At 57.3% G+C, this 18,505-nt stretch carries 16 protein-coding genes; 11 read left to right on the top strand and 5 right to left on the bottom strand.

What is annotated here, in order from left to right; all coding sequences use genetic code 11:
- Positions 1-162: 162 nt before the first annotated feature.
- Entirely contained in the window at positions 163-1,479 is a 1,317-nt protein-coding gene (locus HPY71_07100) for an ABC transporter ATP-binding protein (protein NPV53273.1), read from the top strand.
- Here the strand turns inward: HPY71_07100 and HPY71_07095 are convergent.
- From HPY71_07095 to HPY71_07080, 4 genes are all read right to left on the bottom strand, one after another.
- Positions 1,394-2,917, bottom strand: a complete 1,524-nt coding sequence (locus HPY71_07095; GenBank protein ID NPV53272.1) for an extracellular solute-binding protein — start codon at positions 2,915-2,917, stop codon at positions 1,394-1,396. The two genes, HPY71_07100 and HPY71_07095, sit on opposite strands and share 86 nt — an antisense overlap.
- 161 nt (positions 2,918-3,078) lie before the next feature.
- The gene (locus HPY71_07090) at positions 3,079-4,089 is read right to left on the bottom strand and encodes a L,D-transpeptidase family protein (GenBank protein NPV53271.1); all 1,011 of its coding nucleotides are present in this window, start codon (positions 4,087-4,089) and stop codon (positions 3,079-3,081) included.
- Between the two features lie 308 nt (positions 4,090-4,397).
- The gene (locus tag HPY71_07085) at positions 4,398-4,976 is read right to left on the bottom strand and encodes a hypothetical protein (protein ID NPV53270.1); all 579 of its coding nucleotides are present in this window, start codon (positions 4,974-4,976) and stop codon (positions 4,398-4,400) included.
- 164 nt (positions 4,977-5,140) lie between these two features.
- Positions 5,141-5,971, bottom strand: coding sequence for a serine hydrolase (locus tag HPY71_07080; protein NPV53269.1), 831 nt, complete (start codon positions 5,969-5,971; stop codon positions 5,141-5,143).
- 533 nt (positions 5,972-6,504) lie between these two features.
- Between HPY71_07080 and HPY71_07075 the strand changes: the two genes are divergently transcribed.
- Both HPY71_07075 and HPY71_07070 read left to right on the top strand, forming a co-directional pair.
- Complete coding sequence (locus tag HPY71_07075) at positions 6,505-6,762, top strand: hypothetical protein (protein NPV53268.1); 258 nt, start codon at positions 6,505-6,507, stop codon at positions 6,760-6,762.
- Positions 6,763-7,026: 264 nt separating this feature from the next.
- Positions 7,027-8,040, top strand: coding sequence for a polyprenyl synthetase family protein (locus HPY71_07070; GenBank protein NPV53267.1), 1,014 nt, complete (start codon positions 7,027-7,029; stop codon positions 8,038-8,040).
- Positions 8,041-8,146: 106 nt separating this feature from the next.
- Here HPY71_07070 and HPY71_07065 read toward each other — a convergent pair whose 3' ends face one another.
- Positions 8,147-9,349: a tetraprenyl-beta-curcumene synthase family protein gene (locus HPY71_07065; protein NPV53266.1), complete on the bottom strand. Its 1,203-nt coding sequence runs from the start codon at positions 9,347-9,349 to the stop codon at positions 8,147-8,149.
- A 575-nt stretch (positions 9,350-9,924) separates the two neighbouring features.
- On the opposite strand from HPY71_07065, the gene HPY71_07060 reads away from it, so the two are divergent.
- The 8 genes from HPY71_07060 to HPY71_07025 all read left to right on the top strand — a co-directional run bounded on the left by HPY71_07060 (position 9,925) and on the right by HPY71_07025 (position 18,426).
- Positions 9,925-11,577, top strand: a complete 1,653-nt coding sequence (locus tag HPY71_07060) for a nucleoside kinase (GenBank protein NPV53265.1) — start codon at positions 9,925-9,927, stop codon at positions 11,575-11,577.
- A 198-nt stretch (positions 11,578-11,775) separates the two neighbouring features.
- Complete coding sequence (locus HPY71_07055) at positions 11,776-12,309, top strand: Lrp/AsnC family transcriptional regulator (protein NPV53264.1); 534 nt, start codon at positions 11,776-11,778, stop codon at positions 12,307-12,309.
- Positions 12,310-12,609: 300 nt separating this feature from the next.
- A complete protein-coding gene (locus HPY71_07050) occupies positions 12,610-13,581 on the top strand; it encodes an ABC transporter substrate-binding protein (protein NPV53263.1) in 972 nt (323 codons plus the stop codon).
- A 291-nt stretch (positions 13,582-13,872) separates the two neighbouring features.
- Positions 13,873-14,802 (top strand): ABC transporter permease, encoded by a 930-nt coding sequence (locus HPY71_07045; protein ID NPV53262.1) that lies wholly within the window; start codon positions 13,873-13,875, stop codon positions 14,800-14,802.
- Positions 14,789-15,586: an ATP-binding cassette domain-containing protein gene (locus HPY71_07040; protein NPV53261.1), complete on the top strand. Its 798-nt coding sequence runs from the start codon at positions 14,789-14,791 to the stop codon at positions 15,584-15,586. Before HPY71_07045 ends, HPY71_07040 begins: the two co-directional genes overlap by 14 nt.
- Before the next feature lie 346 nt (positions 15,587-15,932).
- Entirely contained in the window at positions 15,933-16,121 is a 189-nt protein-coding gene (locus tag HPY71_07035; GenBank protein ID NPV53260.1) for a ferredoxin, read from the top strand.
- A gap of 222 nt (positions 16,122-16,343) precedes the next feature.
- Positions 16,344-17,159, top strand: a complete 816-nt coding sequence (gene proB / locus HPY71_07030; GenBank protein ID NPV53259.1) for a glutamate 5-kinase — start codon at positions 16,344-16,346, stop codon at positions 17,157-17,159.
- Positions 17,128-18,426, top strand: a complete 1,299-nt coding sequence (locus HPY71_07025; GenBank protein ID NPV53258.1) for a glutamate-5-semialdehyde dehydrogenase — start codon at positions 17,128-17,130, stop codon at positions 18,424-18,426. The genes proB and HPY71_07025 overlap by 32 nt, the downstream gene beginning before the upstream one ends.
- Positions 18,427-18,505 lie beyond the last annotated feature (79 nt).

Genomic DNA, 18,505 nt, shown 5'->3' with positions numbered 1-18,505 from the left:
CCGAGGACCCGAGGACCCGGGCTGGTGGCGCCCGGAGGCCTCATGTGGTATAATACATGCGGCAGCATGGTGCGCGCAACAACATGGTGGGCGCAACAACATGGTTCGCACGGTAACATAGTGTGCGGCGGCGACTCAAGGACAAGGAGGCATGTACTACCCTTGGCATCAGTGCACCTCGTCATATGCGATCTTACCTGCTCATATGGCTCCAGCATAGCCCTCGATGGCATAACGTTTCAGGTGGAGCGCGGTGATCTTGTCGGCCTGATCGGTCCAAATGGCTCGGGCAAGTCAACCCTCCTGAAGGCAATCAGCCGGGTTCTCCGCCCGCGTCTCGGTGAGATACTCCTGGACGGGAAGAACCTGTCCCTGTTTAAGCAGGTGGACGTGGCCCGGCGCATGGCTGCCGTCGCCCAGGAAAACCCCGTCGATTTCGACTTCACCGTGGAGGATATGGTGTTGATGGGTCGGTACCCACACCTCTCGCGGTTCGAGCGTGAGAGGGCCGGGGACTTCGAAAAGGTCAGGCAGGCCATGGAGATGACGGGGACCTCGAGTCTGGCCCACCGCCCGGTCACGGAGCTCTCCGGCGGGGAGCTGCAGCGAGTGATGATCGCGAGGGCCATCGCCCAGGAACCGGAGGTGCTCCTCCTGGATGAGCCAACCTCCCACCTGGACATCGGGCATCAGATAGAAATTCTTGATATGGTGAAGGGGCTCAATAAAGGGAAGGGGCTTACCGTGATAGCGGCCCTCCACGACCTGAATCTCGCCGCGCTTTATTTTGACAGGCTTATTCTTATTAAGGAAGGTAAGATATTCGCCCTCGGGTCTCCTGCCGAGGTGATCACCAGGGATAATATACGGGCTACTTACGGGAGTGAGGTCTTCATCACCCGCCACATCCTCTCCGGGCGGCCCCAGGTTGTGCTGCTCTCAGGCCCGGGCGCGGAACCTGGCGCGGGCCCGGTGGACCCTGCGGGGCGGGGAACGACCCGCGTTCATGTGATCGGAGGGGGAGGAATGGGCGCAGCTCTCCTCGAGGGGCTGGTGAATATGGGCTTCCGGGTGACGGCGGGCGTGTTGAATATAGGCGACAGTGACTGGGAGGCGGCGAGAGCCCTGGGTGTTGATGTCGTCGAGGCCCCTCCGTTTTCCTATATCGGCGAGGAGGAGCACCAGCGGAATCTCGAAGTCGTGCGGGAGTCAGACGTGATTGTGCTGGCGAATATCCCATTTGGCAACGGCAACCTCAGGAACCTGGATGTGGCCATACAAGCCGCGGATGCCGGCAAGGTCGTGGTCGTCATAAACGCCAGCTGGGCAGGGCGGCGCGATTACACCGGCGGAGAGGGCACCAGGAAGCTCGAACAACTGCTCGAGAGGCCCGTTATCGTTGCCCCGGACGACCGGGAGGCCCTGGAGATCCTGGCGCAGCGCCCGCATCGACCTCCTCTGCCAGCTGGGATGCATTGATCCTGCCGTGCCAGAATTGCGCGAGGGCTGGCCCGAGCACATGCTTCCTTAGCGTGTCGAGCTTCTCGACATCACCTGGCAGGTCAGGCGTTACTGACCGGGCGTGCTTCAAACCCTCTCGAATGAAGAGGCCGCCGAGGGGGCCGAACTGGAAATCATCAGCCCACCAGGCCTGGTCCGCCCTGGAGGCCGGGACGGCCTTCAATCTCGCCGCCAGCCAGGCCCCGCGTCCTGAGGCCAGGTGCCGGGCTAGCTCCACAGCGACGCGGGCCCTCTCGTCGGCCGCCGCACCGCGCCCGGGGCGCCGGAAGATATGGAGAGCCACCGTCGCGGCGGGCGTTGCCCTGAGCTCCTGAGTCCTTGACGGAATGGGAAGGAGGACGGGCTCAACCCGCGCAAGACTCGAGTCTATGGGATTCGCCGCGCCCACGCCCGTGACCGCACCTGAGCTGGCCTGGCGCAGCCTCATGCGCGCCTGCCTCTCCCACAGGTGACGCGTAAGCGCAGGGCCGGCAGGCCCTATCACTGCCGCGCGCCCCTCCCAGAACAGCTTCAACAGCTCCCTGGAGGCCTCGCCAGGCTCCGGCGGCGTTATCCCCTCCCTGCGGAGGTTTTCAAGGAAGACAGCTGTCTCCGCTAGCTGGGTCCTGGTCCATCCCAGCGGAGGGACGCCGTCATTTAACAAGAGGTGTTCAAACGCATCGGTGCGTGTCGTGTCCAGCGCGAGGCCATAGACCTTCTGCCCGGGGCCCGCAGAGACGTTTCCCTGGACCAGCTTCCGCCCTATCTCGAGGAATTCCTCCCAGGTCCAGCCGTCTGAGATTATGGCCTCGGGGTCAACGCCCACCCTTCGAAGGAGCGATGCATTGCCCGCCCATCCCCATAGCTCAATCCACCTTGGCCAGGCCCAAATGTTTCCCCGGCAGGTTACAAGGTCCAGGGCCGCAGGCTCGAGGGTTGCCCGTTGCTCCTCCGGGAGGAAGACCGTCAGCGGCACGCCGAGGCCGCTTGTCGCGACGAGGGGATTGAAAGGTCCAATATATATATCGGGAGGGCTCGCCATGTCCAGGGCGGACCTGAGCCTCTCATCTGAGTCGCCGAATGGTAGGAAGGTGCATTCGATTGAGACATTGGGGTAGCGCCCCCTGAACTCGGCGATCAATCTCTTCAAGAACTCCCGGTACGGGACCTTGCCGGTGGCCTCCACGGGCCAATCGGTCTCCCATACCTCGAGATCCTGCTTCTTGTCAGGATCTACCGGCACAAGGGGATGTACTGTAATGCCCCGGAGCCTGTAGTAGACGGCGCGGGGGTGGTAGCGGTGCGGTGGCAGGACCTCGGGGTGGGCGAGCGGGATCCCGACGGCCGCGCAGGCCCCTAGCGTCAAAAGGGTTATCACAACCCATTTTATGATCCTCATTATTCTTGTAATTCTCATCCCAACGCCCACCCCCATCCTCATTTCCACATTTCCACCCTCATCCCCCCGCGCGCCACCCATCCGGACCCATCTGGGCCGGGTCGCGGCATGGCCGGGTTATAGGGTATAATATAGGACTATAATAATGGGACGGTTTCCCAGTCCCAGAGCGGTTCCCCTCAGCGCAGGCCCAGGACATAGAGCTCATTTACGCCAACCACGCCGGTTTCGGGCAAACAATAAAAATCCTGTAATCGCCTGACTGCATTCTGCATTCCCGGGCCAAACCACCCGTCAATGGGACCGGGATCGAAACCCGCCTGGCGCAGGCGGTATTGCACATACCTGATGTCCTTGCCTGTATCGCCCGGCCTCAACTCGCGTTCAACCCCGGTGACCAGGTCCTCCTCGAGATACTGCCCTGTTATGATGACTTTTGTGCCTATTGATACCAGGTCGAATACCTCCTCCACGTGCTCGTTGAACATTCTGATGCACCCCTGGCTTGCGGCCGTTCCGATGCTCCAGGGTCGATTCGTCCCGTGGATACCGTAGCTCCCCCAGGGCACGTTGAGGCCGAGCCATCTCGTGCCGAACGGCCCGCCCGGATTGTAGCCCTTGTCTATTATCGTAAACTCGCCAAGCTGGGTGGGCGTTGTCCACTCTCCGATCGCGATGGGGTAGGTCTTGTATACCTTTTCACCCGAATAAACCGTCAGGGTAAGTTCATCAACGTTCACGACGAGCTTGACCTTGCCCGGCGGGCGGGGGGTGGCGGCCTGAATCACCGGGGCGCGGATGCCTTCCCCCAGTTTATCCCATGTCTCGCTCCGCACGACCCCGTCCGGCCTGAGGCCAGCCCGTAACTGAAACCTCCTGACGGATTGGGCCGTGGACCTGCCGAAAACCCCATCGACCTTCCCCTTGTAGAGGCCGAGCTGTCTGAGGCGCAGCTGGAGTTCAATCACATCGTGGCCCCTCAGTGGCGGGTCCTCGAGGTAGAGCTCCCTGTCGATCTCACACTGCAGGGGGCAGGCCTTGAACGTTGCAGAGCCCTTAGCTGCAACACGCCGCGCAGCAGGGGGCGCAAGACTCAAGACTAGACCAGCCACGACCAGAGCAGCCAGTATCGCCAGAATGGATGCAGGTGGTCTGGTAAATAATCTGGCGGGGGCTTTCGTGCGCTTCACAGGTTACCCTCCTGGCTCCATTCACGTATGTATGATCGGATCGTGATCGCCGTAGCTCCCGTATAGTCGTGGCGCTTTATGAATAGGCGCCTTATGAATATATACGAGCGATGTGGGCGGTGCATGACTCGCTAAATCAGCGCTCATGATCATTTAGGCGACGGCCTGGTATGGTGGCCGGGGACGGCCCAGGATTGTTTCCGGCTGCCGGAGGGATTCGGGGGGTCCTGTCGAACTTGGTAGGGCGTGGCGCTTGACAGGCTGCGCGAGCGGGGGGCAGTATAGGGCACAGCAGGTGTACGGGTTTTTCATCTCCTTGCGAAGCGGTTTATCTGCAGAATGACCTGCTCGAGCTGGCGATTCAGCTCCCTCAGCTGGTTTTGGGCAACGGTCAGGTAATAATCAAGCTCTTTGCGCCTGTCACCCGTGTCTTTTTCCAATAATCTCTTGCACTCCCTGTACATGTCCAGGGTCATGTCCATTTCGGACCTGAGCTCTTTCACCTTATCTTCCGCGGCTTCCTCCGCATTCTTTACATATGAGACATCGGGGAGCAGGACCTCCTGGTACCAGGGCGTGTTCTCAAGGTCTTCGAAACTCAATGACACACATATAGGGTCCTCCATATTGGCCACTGCAGCTGCAAAAGAGATCGGGTTGAGGATGATCAACCCGGATACAGTAGCGCGAAACGGTTCAGCGGGCCAGACGGTAACCCTGCCCTGGGATATCCTGACTGCGATCTTGGCTGAGCCAAGGTCCCTGACGAAATGAACGCGATCCACCTGTCCCGTCAGGTACCCCATCAGGTATGTCAGGGCCGGGTTATTTGCTACCATCGCTGTGAAGTTGCCGAGTGCTTCGATTTTCTTTTCCTTGCTTATCATGGCAGATACCCCACCAGGAAGCCCACCCCCTACTCAAGCCGCTTCTCTCAGAGGCGGGCAGTCGTTAAGACATTAGCTCCTCCAACTTATCTATAATTCTCTATGAATATATTATATCACAGAATCTGGGATTCGGGATCACAGATTCCGTGGTCAGAACGGCTTTAGTTCGAAATGTTCATCTGGTAATCATATACCATCCGTGATATCTGGGCTATGTTCCCGAAACCCTGGTCCAGATCGTAAATCCCCCTTGAAAGCACAACGAGGATGTAAGGCCGTGGTGCGAATACTATGCCAGCGTCGTTGGCTACACCCCACACATCGCCCTCCTTATGGGCGACTGTCAAATTCTCCGGCAGCTTTCCCGGAAGACCCACATGATATATGGGGTGTGACATGTCATCCAGGAGGCGCGCCCCAAGCTCCGGGTGCCGCTCGTTGAAGTCGAGGACAGCCTGCATGTAGGCGCCCATATCGGCAGCCGTGGTAATATTCGCCCCGTCCGGGAATACCGTCTTCCCGCCGATCCCCTCCATATACAGCTTTATATTCTCCTTCCCCAAATACCGCATGAGCATCCTGTTGGCGACGTTATCGCTTATGGTGATCGCCAGGTTTGCGAGCACCCTCAGGGAGTATCGGTCGCCGTCACGCGCCGTAAATTGCAGTATGCCGGCCCCATCCTGGTAGTCGCTCTCCTTGTAATACGTGACCCTGTCATCCCAGTCCAGCTTGCCCTGGGCTATAAGCTCGTTCAGGTACAATACAACAGGGATCTTAACTGTGCTTGCCGCCGTTATGGGCTCGCTGGCATTGATCTCCATAGTCGTGCCGGATTTAAGGTCCTTGAAATAGATCCCGTAGGTCGCCCCAGTCGCTGCGATGTAGTCAGTGAGCTGTTCCCTCAGCGGCTCATAGTCAGGCGAGCTGGATAGGCTCTCGCGCCCGCCATGATCCGTGGATCCGGGCCAGGAATTGTCTCCGGTGTTCATGGTCTCATCGTTACCCTCCTTCGCCTGTGGGCTCGCCTCCCGTGGTGTCGAGCCTGAATCAAAGGGCCACCCGCCTCGCCCGTTGCCTGTCGTCCCCCGCCCGAGGGCCTGGAGCGAGAAGGCTATTATCACGGCGCCCAGGAGGATCGCCGCTATTATCCTAAATATTCTGTAAGGCATGGTTCAATTCTCCCCTCTCCCAAAAGTCCGCGCTCATGTGACGGAGCGGTGCGCCGCTATCCAGTCCGGGCCCACCTGGGTAAACCCCTGCGGCCGCTCCGCTACTCCTAAAATATTATACAGGACGCGATGCATCCCGGCATCAAGCAAATCTTAGCACTTTTTCTCGGGCCTCCTCGGATTCCATGGAAGGATTATTTACACATACGTCGAAGAAGAATTGCGGCAAAGCAAGATATGATGTATAGAAATAAATAGAAACAAATTGAGCAGGGCGCGTAGGGTACATGAGGGGTGCCTATGGAAGGGATAGGCTAAGTGCTATACAAACATGATGAGGGGGTTTATGAAGCATGGCGGGATTTCTGTCCGGGCTCTTCGGGGGCAAGAAGGGCACAAAGAAGTACGAGGATATCTTCCTGACCGCAAAAAAGATGGGCCAGAGCATCGAATACGCATTCAAGCAGGCTGTTGACGCTTCTGTAGCCGACAAGGTGTTCAAGGATAAGGCTGAGGCCTGCGACAAGCTCCTCGAGGTCCTGATGCCAAAGGTCGATACGGAGTTACACCCCGCCCTTAAAAAGGCATGCGAACGGATAAAGGAGCTTTAAACCTTAGAATTCCGGGTTTATGGCGCCCCGCCACTCAGGCGGGGCGCCAGCCGTATTATGCATGCGACCATATTCATGCGACCATATTCCCTATTCCCTGGTTGCCCGCGGCAAAAAGTGGTCACACTAATGTAGAGACTGCAGGTCCTGTAACCCTTGCCAGCGCAGATTACCAGGGCAGAGCCGGTATGGACTGCCAGGGGTTACTGCAAGATTCGTAGAACCTGCAGCCAAATCTTGTGATCATTAGGAGGATTTCTGACAGTGGGCATCCAGGTGGCTGAGAGACTCAAGACCCCGCAGGCCGGGAACCTTACCATGCCGGAGATCGTCGCCGATATGGAGAAGGTTGAGGAACGGCTCCGGGAGTTAGCATCGGCGCAATCTCGTTTCATCGGCGACTTGTGTAGGTATCTTATTGCCGGGGGCGGCAAACGGATCAGGCCTTTGCTTGTAATCCTGTCTGCCCGTTTCTTCCCGCATGACCCCGAGGGGGCTATAGAGGTGGCCGCCACCACCGAGTTAATCCACATGGCCTCCCTCATCCACGACGATATTATAGACGGGGCGCGTACCAGGAGGGGCAGGGAAACAGTAAACGCCCTGTGGGGGAATCACGTGTCGGTCCTGGCTGGTGATTTTCTGTTTGCCCGCGCATTGACTACCCTGGGCCGGCTGGACCATGACGGGCGGCTCGGCCTTGTAAGGCTCATGTCTGAGGCGATTGCGGTTATGTGCGAGGGCGAGATCGAGCAGACGTGCCAGACATTCAACTGCGACCTCACCGAGGCAGATTATATGGACCAGATCCGCAAGAAGACGGCTCACCTCATGGGGGTTTCTTGTTACGCCGGCGCCATCATCGGGCGGGCCCCCGAGAGACAGGCAAGGGCGATGATGAGATACGGGCTTGAGCTGGGCTGTGCGTTCCAGATAACCGATGATCTGCTTGACTTCACTGGCGAGGAGGGGGCTACGGGCAAGCCAGCCGGGCTCGATCTTCTATCTGGTGTTTTGACTCTCCCCGTTCTCTATATGCTGCGGGATGTGAGGTTTTCGCCGGAGGTAAAGAGGATCCTGGCGGGGCGCCAGCCCTCCCGCGATGATATTAAAACCGTATGTGAGTGGGCGCGCGCGAGCGGCGCGCTTGATTACGCCTACCAGAGGGCCGGGCATCATGTAGAGGAGGCCAAGGCCTGCCTGGCCGAGATGCCTGACGGGTTCTCAAAGACCTATCTGGAGGCTGTCGCGGACCAGGTCTTGATCCGCGACAGGTAGACAGGAAGCAGAGAGGCATTAGGTAGATAGTCGGGTAGCTAGGCAGGCAGGCAGGCAGGCAGGCAGGTAGGTAGGTAGGTAAGTAAGTAGTTAGTTAGTTAGTTAGTTAGATTATTCTTATGCGTCGAAGCTGGGTGCAGAGCCAGCGGGCGACCTTTGCGTCCAGGCCGGCTATCGCAAGGAGCTCGTCAGCGAGGCAGCGCATGCCCTGCGCCTCAACTTTGGGATCTGACAGGTAGAGGGCCAAAAGGCCTTTAACCACGGTCCTGTGGAATCCGGGGTTGTGGAGGAAGGATGCCTTCGCGAGGGATTGGGCCACAAAGAATTTGAGCCGCGTATCCCTGATTTCATCGCTGGGGTAACATCTGACGAAGTTTAGGGCGCCGTTGCCCTCGTCCTCCTTCTGATCGATGATGTAGTCCAATAGTATGTGAAGGCCGCAAATCCAGGGGAAGTATGCCTTGACTATAGCCTGGACCTCTCTCTCCGAGAGGCGGCCGTGCTCCCGTCCCCGGGCTGCGGAACTGAAGAGGGCGAAAACGCACAGGGTAGAGCCGGCAGCGGCCGCGAATTCCCACCAGTAAATCCCCGGGAACTGGGACTCGTAGGCCTGGAACCATCTTATGAGCCGGGTCTCCCTGATTGCCGGGTCAAGATGCTTATAGACCTGGAGGTCGCAATAAAGGCCTGTGAGGCGGCTCGCCTCGGCCCGGATTGTATCAAAGGCCGGCAAATCCCTCGCGTTTTTCCAGCACTCGCTCACCAGGGCTTCAAGGTAGCCCCCATCGTCTCGGTGCGGAAAAGTTTCATAGTATGTGCATGCACCCAGGGCGGCATCAGGGCCATGGTGCGGGCCATGCCCCCAGCCATGGCCAGAACCAGGGTTGAGTGCGTCGATCATGGCCATATGGAGGGACCTGAATGCCTGTTCATCAAGGCACCCCACGCAATCGCAGAGATTGTCCAGGTAATCGCTTATCGTTTGAAATGCCACTATCAGGTTTATAACCTGTCGCCGCATACCCGGGGGCACCGGGTGGAGAAGGGCATATATGCTCCCACCCTGGGCGTGGAAACGCTTGAGGCGGATGCTGGCGAGCGCCTGAGCTCTCAGCTCCAGGTCCGGGCACGTTTCGAGTTTGAGCTCCCACCTTGATAATTCCGCGGACACGACGGGGAAAACCCCGGTCACGACCCTGAAGAATGTAGCCAGGCTTGTGAAGAATGAGATCAGGCCAGTTATAGGCCCTTTCAAACGGTTCGAAATCGAGTTCAAATTCAAGGTTACGTCCGCATGGCTCTGTTTCATGATAAACGCCCTGCTTTCTCCCTCGCGTTTTCCTCGCCCGTTATCTTCCTCGTCTGTTATCTTAGTCCTTAGCTTTTTTCGCCTGATACCCTCAACCTGTTGGTCTAATTTTGTTCCCGACTCTACCCTTTACTTATTATTTAATTCTTCCTCAAGTTTGCCATGAAAATTATCCTTTATCAAAACTTAAGGCAGCTATTAAAATAAAATAAAATAGCCCGCGTCAACATCTCGCGTCGCCACATCAAACTCCATCGGCTGGCTCGGGATGCAGGACGGGGCCGGCCGGCTCAGAGCGCTCAGGGTTCACCAATCGGGGACCAGGGCAGGGGCCATCTTGCCTGGGGAGTCAAAAGCAGGTAGAATAAGCTAGGTATAATACACAATATACACAATGCACAATACACAATACACACATTTTCAGGGGAGACGCCCATGCCGCCTTCGGCGGCACCAACAGAGGATGAAAACGGCTTTAGCTGGGGTGATATTTATTTGAGGTAGAAAGGCGGGGACTCGAAGTGTCTCGTGATTCCTTCATAACGCTGAGCATAATCTCCCCCCGGAGAGAGAAGATCCAGGGCATAGAGGGGGAGAAGGGTGAAGAGAAGAAGAGGGTCCCGAAAGGGGCAACGCTCATAGACATCGCCAGGGACCACGGGGCCCCGGGGCCATCGCCCATCGTGGCCGCCAGGGTCAATAATGAACTTCGCGAGTTGACATATTCGCTTGACGAGGATGCATCCATCGAGTTCCTCGACCTCCAGACGGAGGATGGCATGAGGATATACCAGCGCAGCCTCGTGTCCCTCCTGGTTATGGCCGCCAGGGAGATCCTTGCAGGCTGCAGGGTGAGTGTGGAGCACTCGCTCGGAGGCGGCCTCTATGGCGAAATATACTGGGAGAGACCGATTACCGAGAGGGATATCGAAAATATCGAGGCCAGGATGAGAGAGATAGTCGGAAGGGATGTGCCCTTTGCTAAGAACACCATCTCGAAGGAGGAGGCTATTGCCCTCTTCGAGAAGGACGGCCAGCACGACAAGGTGAGGCTTCTCGAGTATCGCAAATCCCCGACGATCAATATATACACCTGCGATTGGTTTAGCGACTATTCTTACGGGTACATGGTGCCGAGCACGGGCTATCTGAAGCTCTTTCGCCTCAGGTTCTACCTGCCGGGATTCATCCTCGAGTTTCCATCGAGAAGCGACCCCACCAGAATACCGGAGTATGCGGAACAGGGGAAGCTTGCAAGCGTCTTCTTCGAGGCTGAGAGGTGGGGCCAGGTCCTCAATGTCTCGGATGTTGCCTCCCTGAATGATATCGTGTCACAGGGCAATATCGGGGATATCATCAGGGTGGCCGAGGCGTTTCACGAGAAGAAGATAGCGAAGATAGCGGACCTGATTACAGAAAACAGGGACAGGCTGAGGCTTGTTCTCATAGCCGGGCCTTCATCCTCGGGAAAGACCACATTTGCCCAGCGGCTGGCCGTCCAGTTGAGGGTGAACGGCCTCAGACCTGTGTCGATCTCATTGGACGATTATTTCGTGGACAGGGAGCACACCCCCCGGGATGGTGCCGGGGGTTACGATTTCGAAGCCCTCGAAGCCATAGATCTCAAGCTTTTCAACGAGCATCTGACCAGGCTTATCCAGGGCGAGGAGGTGGAGCTCCCAACATTCAATTTCCTTAAAGGAAAGAGGGAATTTACAGGGCGGAGGCTCAGGATAAGGCCAGACCAGCCGGTCATCATCGAGGGCATTCACGGCCTGAACGACCGCCTCACCCTCTCCATACCCAAGAGCCGTAAGTTCAAGATATATGTGAGTGCCCTCACGCAATTGAATATAGACAATCATAATAGGATTCCAACCACGGACGTCCGTCTCTTGAGGCGTATAGTCAGGGATAGCCAGTTCAGGTCGCATAGCGCCCTTGAAACGATCCGGCTCTGGCCAAACGTCCGCAGGGGGGAGGAGAGGAACATCTTCCCGTTCCAGGAGGAGGCCGACATCATGTTTAACTCGGCGCTTGCCTATGAGCTTGCGGTCTTGAAGAAATACGCGGAGCCGCTCCTCGAGGCGATCGACAGGTCGGTGCCGGAGTATTCCGAGGCCAAGCGGCTCCTCAAGTTCCTGGACTACTTCCTCGAGGTGGACCCCGGGGACGTGCCTGCGAACTCGCTCCTGAGAGAGTTCATCGGTGGTAGCTGTTTTGCATAGTCCGTTTTCGGTGAAAGTTCGCATTTACTGCGCATATTAGATACAGAATTCGTTCTCTATGGCTTGCTATATGACGGAAAGTGAACTACAATATAATCAGCTGTCATGAAAACGCGAGCGGCCGGGTTATGATCCTATGATCCAGGGATAGATGGATGTAGATAGATGGATGTAGGTCGATGGACAGGAGGAAGATAAATGCCTCCGGAACGCGCTGCATTTATCCTAGACGAGCTTGACAGGGCTATCATGAAAATACTCCAGAAGGATGGGCGCGAGACGTATACCGCCATCGCCGGGGTTCTCGGTGTTGCCGAGGGGACGATCAGGAAACGCGTCAATCGCCTGGTCGAAGAGGGCATAATGAAGATCGTCGCGGTGACTGACCCGTCCAAGCTCGGGATGAATTTCATGGCAATAGTCGGTGTCCATGTCAGCACCAGCGATCTGGGCCGGATTATCGAAACGCTGTCAGGAATGCCAGAGGTCAGGGAGATAACTGTATGTACGGGCACTTACGACCTGATTATCGAGGTCGTAGCCAGGACAAACGAGGACCTCTTCGGCTTCTTGACGGAGAAACTCCGGAAGATACCCGGGATAGCGGGTTCTGAGACCTCGCTCGTATTGAAGGTTCCCAAGCACAGCTACTCGTGGGATGGCTGGCACGCTCCGCAAGGTGAGTTGCAGGCCGCAGGCGTGGCGAGTGAGGCGAGTGATGTGACAGAATGACAGATGGGTGAAGGCGCCAGAATAGGAGTGACAGATGGGTGAGGGGGCCAGAACAGGTGCGCCAGGAGCGAGGATGAGAGGGGGGCGAGGGGATAGGGCAAAGTGCGTAGAGCGAGTAGAGGATAGATTCTGAGCATAGCGTGGGTAGGTATGGGGAGATCAGGGTATTTGAGTCGGGATATTCACCGCGGGTGTTTATGACAGGCACTATGACAGGCACCATGATGAGTGGGGAGGAGAGATTGCTTTATGAGAGCTTTGAGAATGGGGAAGCCAGGAGATGTGCGGGTGGCCGCTAAGATGTGCGCCCTCGCCCTTGCCCTTGTAATGCTGGTGGCGGCGCTTGCCCTGGCTGTGCAGGCCAAAGAGGCGGCTAAGAAGATTAAGATCGGCGTAATGCAGATTGTCGAGCATCCGGCGCTTGATGCCGCGAGAAAGGGCTTTGTTGACAGCCTGGCAGAGGCCGGGTATCTTGAGGGCAAGAATGTGATTTACGACTTCCAGAATGCCCAGGGGGATATGTCTGTAGCCCAGTCGATTGCGCAAAAGTTTGTGAACGATAGGGTTGACATGATCCTGGCGATAGCGACACCGACGGCGCAGGCCGCGGCCCAGGCGACGGATAAGATCCCGATTCTGATTACGGCGGTCACGGATCCCAAGGCTGCTGGGCTTGTAAAGAGCATCGAAAAGTCCGGGACAAACGTCACCGGCACGTCAGACTTGAACCCTGTAGCCCAGCAGATAGAGCTGGTCCTCAAATTCGCCCCAAAGGCGAAGAGGGTGGGGATAGTCTATAATGCTGGCGAGACTAACTCCCTGGTCCAGGTGGACCTTGCGGAGAAGGCGACAAAGGCGCTCAAGCTTAGCCTGGTTAAAGCCTCATGTAGCAATTCAAGCGGCGTATATGAGGCTGCCCAGTCCCTTGTGGGGCGGGTTGATGCCATCTATGTCCCCACCGACAATACGGTGGTGTCGGCCCTCGAATCCGTTGTCAAAGTTGCGGAGAGCGCCAAGCTCCCCCTGATAGTGGGAGAGGGTGACTCGGTCAAGAGGGGCGGGCTCGCTACGGTAGGCATCAACTATTATGAGCTTGGCAAGCAGACGGGCAGGATCGCGTTGAAGGTGATAAAGGGCGCGAATCCCGCGGACATGCCCATAGAATACCTGCTCGGCAAGGCGGAGCTCATGATAAATCTCAAGGCCGCCAAGGCTATGGGCGTGAAAGTGCCGGAGAGCCTGCTCAAGGAGGCCGATGAGGTTATCAAGTAAGAGCAAGGACTCGTAGCAGCGAAGGCTCGAGGCTGTTGCGTGTTTGCTGCGTATCTGTTGCGCGTCAGCCTGCTGTTGTATGCAGTCTGGCTGGGGGGTTATTGGCTAAGGATTGCTGGCTGGCGGACGCTGGGGACGTATTATGATACTTATGAGGATTACATTATAAGTATCATATTATCGAGGACTGGACTACATAAAGAAGAGCCAATTCGAAAGGGGTTGGAGGGCACCACGGTTCACGCTACGTGTGTGCTCTCTGGCCTGTTTGGGTGTAAAGGGGTTGACTTGATGTCATTGTTTGCGCTGGCCGGCTCGCTCGAGCAGGGACTTGCATTCGGCATAATGGCACTGGGTGTGTATCTCACTTTTCGAATTCTGGATTTTCCAGACCTGACTGTCGACGGGAGCTTCCCACTCGGGGGGGCCATTGCAGCCACCATGATCGTTGGCGGTTATAACCCCATCCTGGCCACGCTCGTGGCGCTCCTCGCTGGCCTTATTGCGGGGGGTGTAACCGGCCTTCTAAATACTAAATTAAAGATATCCGGGCTTCTCGCCGGCATACTGACGATGACGGCCTTATACTCTGTAAATCTCCGGATCATGGGGCGCTCCAATATCCCGCTCCTTCGCCGCGAGACATTGATAACAATGCTGAAAGACGCCGGTCTCCCGGAGGCGTTTGTAGCATTGATCACATTTTTGGCATTGACTATTATACTAAAGCTTCTTCTCGACTGGTTTCTAATGACGGAGATAGGGCTCGCCCTCAGGGCGACGGGCGACAATGAGGCCATGATAAGGAGCCTTGGCGTGGATACGGACGCCATGAAGTTGCTGGGCCTGTCCCTCTCCAACGGCCTTGTGGCTCTATCCGGCGCGCTTGTGGCACAGTATCAGGGCTTCGCCGACGTGGGTATGGGCGTGGGCATGATCGTCACGGGCCTTGCCTCCGTTATAATAGGAACGGTTGTTCTCTTGCCCCGGAACATAGGCGCTGCTACCCTGGGGGCGGTCCTGGGGTCGATCATATACAGGTTCGCGGTCTTCTTCGCGCTGCGAGCCGGTTTCGCCCCGACTGATCTGAAGATCGTGACCTCCGCCCTCGTGGTGGTGGCCCTGGCGGCGCCTGCGTTACGGTCACGCGCAAATACACGTGTCGCCATCCGGTCGCTCCTGAATGGAGGTGGATCAGGAAATGTCAATGCTGGAGATTAAGGGATTGCACAAGGTGTTCAACCCGGGCACCAAGAGTGATAGGGTGGCCCTGAATAATATAAACCTGAGCCTGCGCCCGGGGGAGTTTGTTACAATTATAGGGAGCAATGGCGCGGGCAAATCGACGCTTTTGAATGCGATCGCCGGGACGTTTTCAGTGGATATGGGGAGCATAGAGATCGACGGGCGCGATGTCACGAGGCTGCCTGAATACATGCGCGCCTCGCTGGTGGGCCGGGTCTTCCAGGACCCCCTGCAGGGGACGGCCGCCAGCATGACGATAGAGGAGAACCTTGCGATGGCGTTCAAGAGGGGGATGAGCCGTGGGCTCGGGCGCGGCGTTACAGCAGCTCAGAGGAAGTCCTTCAAGAGCTACCTCGAAGTGCTGGGCCTGGGGCTCGAGTCAAGGCTTGGAGACCCTGTACGGTTGCTCTCGGGCGGCGAGCGCCAGGCGCTCACGCTGTTGATGGCTACAGTGGCCAAGCCGAAGCTCCTCTTGCTCGATGAACACACAGCATCGCTCGACCCCAGGACCGCCGAGCAGATATTGGCGCTCACGGACAGAATCGTGCGCCATTACACCCTCACGGCCTTGATGGTCACCCATAACCTGAGGTATTCGCTCACTATGGGGACGCGGACCATTATGATGCATGAGGGCGAGATAATCCTGGATGTGGCGAACCCCGCCAGGGCCAGGATGTCGGTTGAGGACCTCCTTGATCAATTTGCACGTGTCCGCGGCGAGCGCCTGGCCGACGACCGGATATTGCTTGAACTTTAGTTGCTTAAACGCTAGTTGTTTGAACTCTGTTACTCGGGCTCTGTTACTCGGGCTCCGGGCTGACGCACCCTTCCCTACGCCCGGTGGCCCCGGCGGAAGCCGGCGGGAGGTTGAGGTCGCCGGGCAGGAAATTTGGAGATTTGGAAAATGAAGTTGATTATATCGCCCGATGATAGTATGATAGTAAGCGATAGGCGATGGATGGCGTCGGGTGATGGTGAATATTAAGATAACGGTGGATATAATAGGTTATGATACAATACAATAGTTGACGGCATCACATCCATCCATGGGGCCGGGGTGCCTGTTAATCGCTGAAACATATCTTCTCAGAGGGGTGAAGCTTGTGAAGGTTGAAGTGGATCAGGATGCTTGTATTAGCTGCGGGACATGCATTGACTTGTGCCCGGAGGTCTTTGACTGGAACGATGATGAAAAGGCCCAGGCCAAGGCCGGCGAGGTGCCGGAGGAGCTTGAGGACACCGTGAAAGAGGCGGTTGAGAGCTGCCCGACGGAGGCCATCCGGGAGGTTTGAAGGCAGGGTTCTATTCGAAAGGTCTCATTGAAGGGTTCTATTTCGAGAGGCTGCCTGTGGAGTCAAGTAGATTCAAGTAAGTCAAGTAGAGTCGAGTTAGAGTCGAGTAGCGGAAATGGAGCCCAGCATCGGAACGAGAGCCCGGCCAGGCGCGCGGCCTGGCGGGGCTCTCTAGATTCTAAGGAGTGTATTGGATTGACAGCTAATGAGCGTCAGGTGATCATGCAGGGCATAGAGCGGCTTGTCGTCAAGGTCGGGACAAGTTCTTTGGCCTACCCCAACGGCAATTTGAACGTGCGGCGTATGGAGAGGATAGTCCGCCAGGTTGCCGATCTGAGAAACCGGGGCCTCGAGGCGATCCTGGTTACATCCGGCGCCATTGCCGCCGGGGTCGGGAGGATGGGCCTCGCGAAGCGGCCCAGCGACCTCGCCGAGACCCAGGCGCTTGCGGCCATAGGCCAGGGCATCCTCATGCATATGTACGAAAAACTATTCTCGGAATATAGCCATCCTGTGGCTCAGGTCCTCTTAACGCGTGAGGATATTGCTTCCCCCGCGCGGTACCATAATGTTCATAACACGTTTGAGGCCCTCCTGCGTTATGGCGTTGTGCCGATCGTGAATGAGAACGATACGGTCGCAGTCGACGAGATAAAATTCGGCGATAATGATACCCTCTCCGCACTGGTCGCGACCATCACCGGGGCCCAGCTCCTCATCCTGCTGTCGGATGTGGATGGGCTTTATTCGGGTGACCCGAGGAAGGATAGGGATGCCAGACTTATACCCCTGGTTTCCGACATTGATGATAATATATGCCATTGCGCTGGAGGGACCGGCTCCAACCTTGCGGTCGGGGGTATGGCCACAAAGATCGAGGCTGCGAGGATCGCTACAGGCCGGGGAGTCTACGTCGTGGTTGCCAGCAGTGAACAGGAGGAAATCCTCGAGAGGATAGTTGATGGTGCGGAGGTGGGGACGCTGTTCCTCCCCCGGCAGCTGGATAATGCAAGTCAGAGGAGGGGTTGTCGTGCCTGAATCGAGTCATGTGGCTGAATGTAGTGAACTAGTCGAGAAGGCGAGGCTCGCCAGGGCTGCATCATATGAATTAGGGCTTATTGACACCGGAACGAAAAACAGAGCCCTGGAATCGATGGCCGAGGCGCTTCTCGATGCATCCGGCGAAATCCTGAATGCGAACCGGCGGGATGTCGAGGCCGCTCGCTCGGGGGGGGCAAACCCTGCCTTCATCGATCGCCTCTCCCTCAATGAAAAGCGCATCAGGGGCATGGCAGAGGGCTTGCGGGATGTCGTGAAGCTGCCGGACCCCGTGGGCGAGGTGGTAGCCAGCTGGACAAGGCCCAATGGGCTGAGGATAGAAAAGGTCAGGGTGCCGCTGGGCGTGGTTGCCATCATCTACGAGGCCAGGCCCAATGTCACATCGGATGCGGTTGGGCTGACCCTGAAGTCCGGCAATAGCGTCATCCTCAAGGGGGGCAGCAGCGCTATAAACTCCAATGCAGCTATAGTCGAGGTCCTCGATAGGGCTGCCCGGGAGAGCGGCATACCTGCGGGGGCGATAAACTTCATTGAGTCGACGGAGAGGGACTCGGTCCACAGGCTCCTTAAGCTGCGTGAGTATATCGACGTTGTAATACCGCGCGGCGGAGCGGGCCTCATAAACATGGTGGTTGAGAATTCCACCATCCCGGTTATCGAGACGGGCACGGGGAACTGTCACGTGTATGTGGATGAAAGCGCTGATATAGACATGGCGAGGGATATAATCGTAAATGCGAAGACGCAGAGGCCCGCGGTGTGTAATGCCGCAGAGACCCTGCTTGTGCACAAGGATATCGCCGCCAGCTTCCTGCCGGAGGCCGGCAAAGCCCTCAGCACGCGAGGCGTCGAGCTCCGGGCGTGTCCTCGGGCGATGAGCTACCTGCCCGGCGCAAAGGCGGCAACCGAGGAGGACTGGGGCACGGAGTTCCTCGACCTGGTCCTCGCCGTTAAGGTGGTGTCGTCTCTTGACGAGGCCATCGAGCATATTCAAAGGTATGGGACGCGGCACTCAGAGGCCATCGTCACCCGGGACGAGGGAAATGCTAGGGAGTTCCTTGACAGGGTTGACGCCGCTGCGGTATACGTCAACGCCTCAACCAGATTTACGGACGGCGGGGAATTCGGCTTTGGTGCGGAGATAGGGATAAGCACGCAGAAGCTGCACGCGCGCGGACCGATGGGGCTCCCGGAGCTTACGTCCATAAAATATAAAGTCTATGGCAATGGGCAGATTCGTGGATAGGTCCGAGGGTTTCGAGGATGGAAATGGAGACGGGGATGGAGATGGGAAGCGGGGGCTGAGCCGGTGAGCCGGGCGGGTG

The organism is Bacillota bacterium, from assembly GCA_013178125.1.
Classification (GTDB): domain Bacteria; phylum Bacillota; class SHA-98; order Ch115; family JABLXJ01; genus JABLXL01.
Note: the sequence above shows the minus strand (reverse complement) of the source record. Positions and strands in the feature narration are given on the sequence as shown.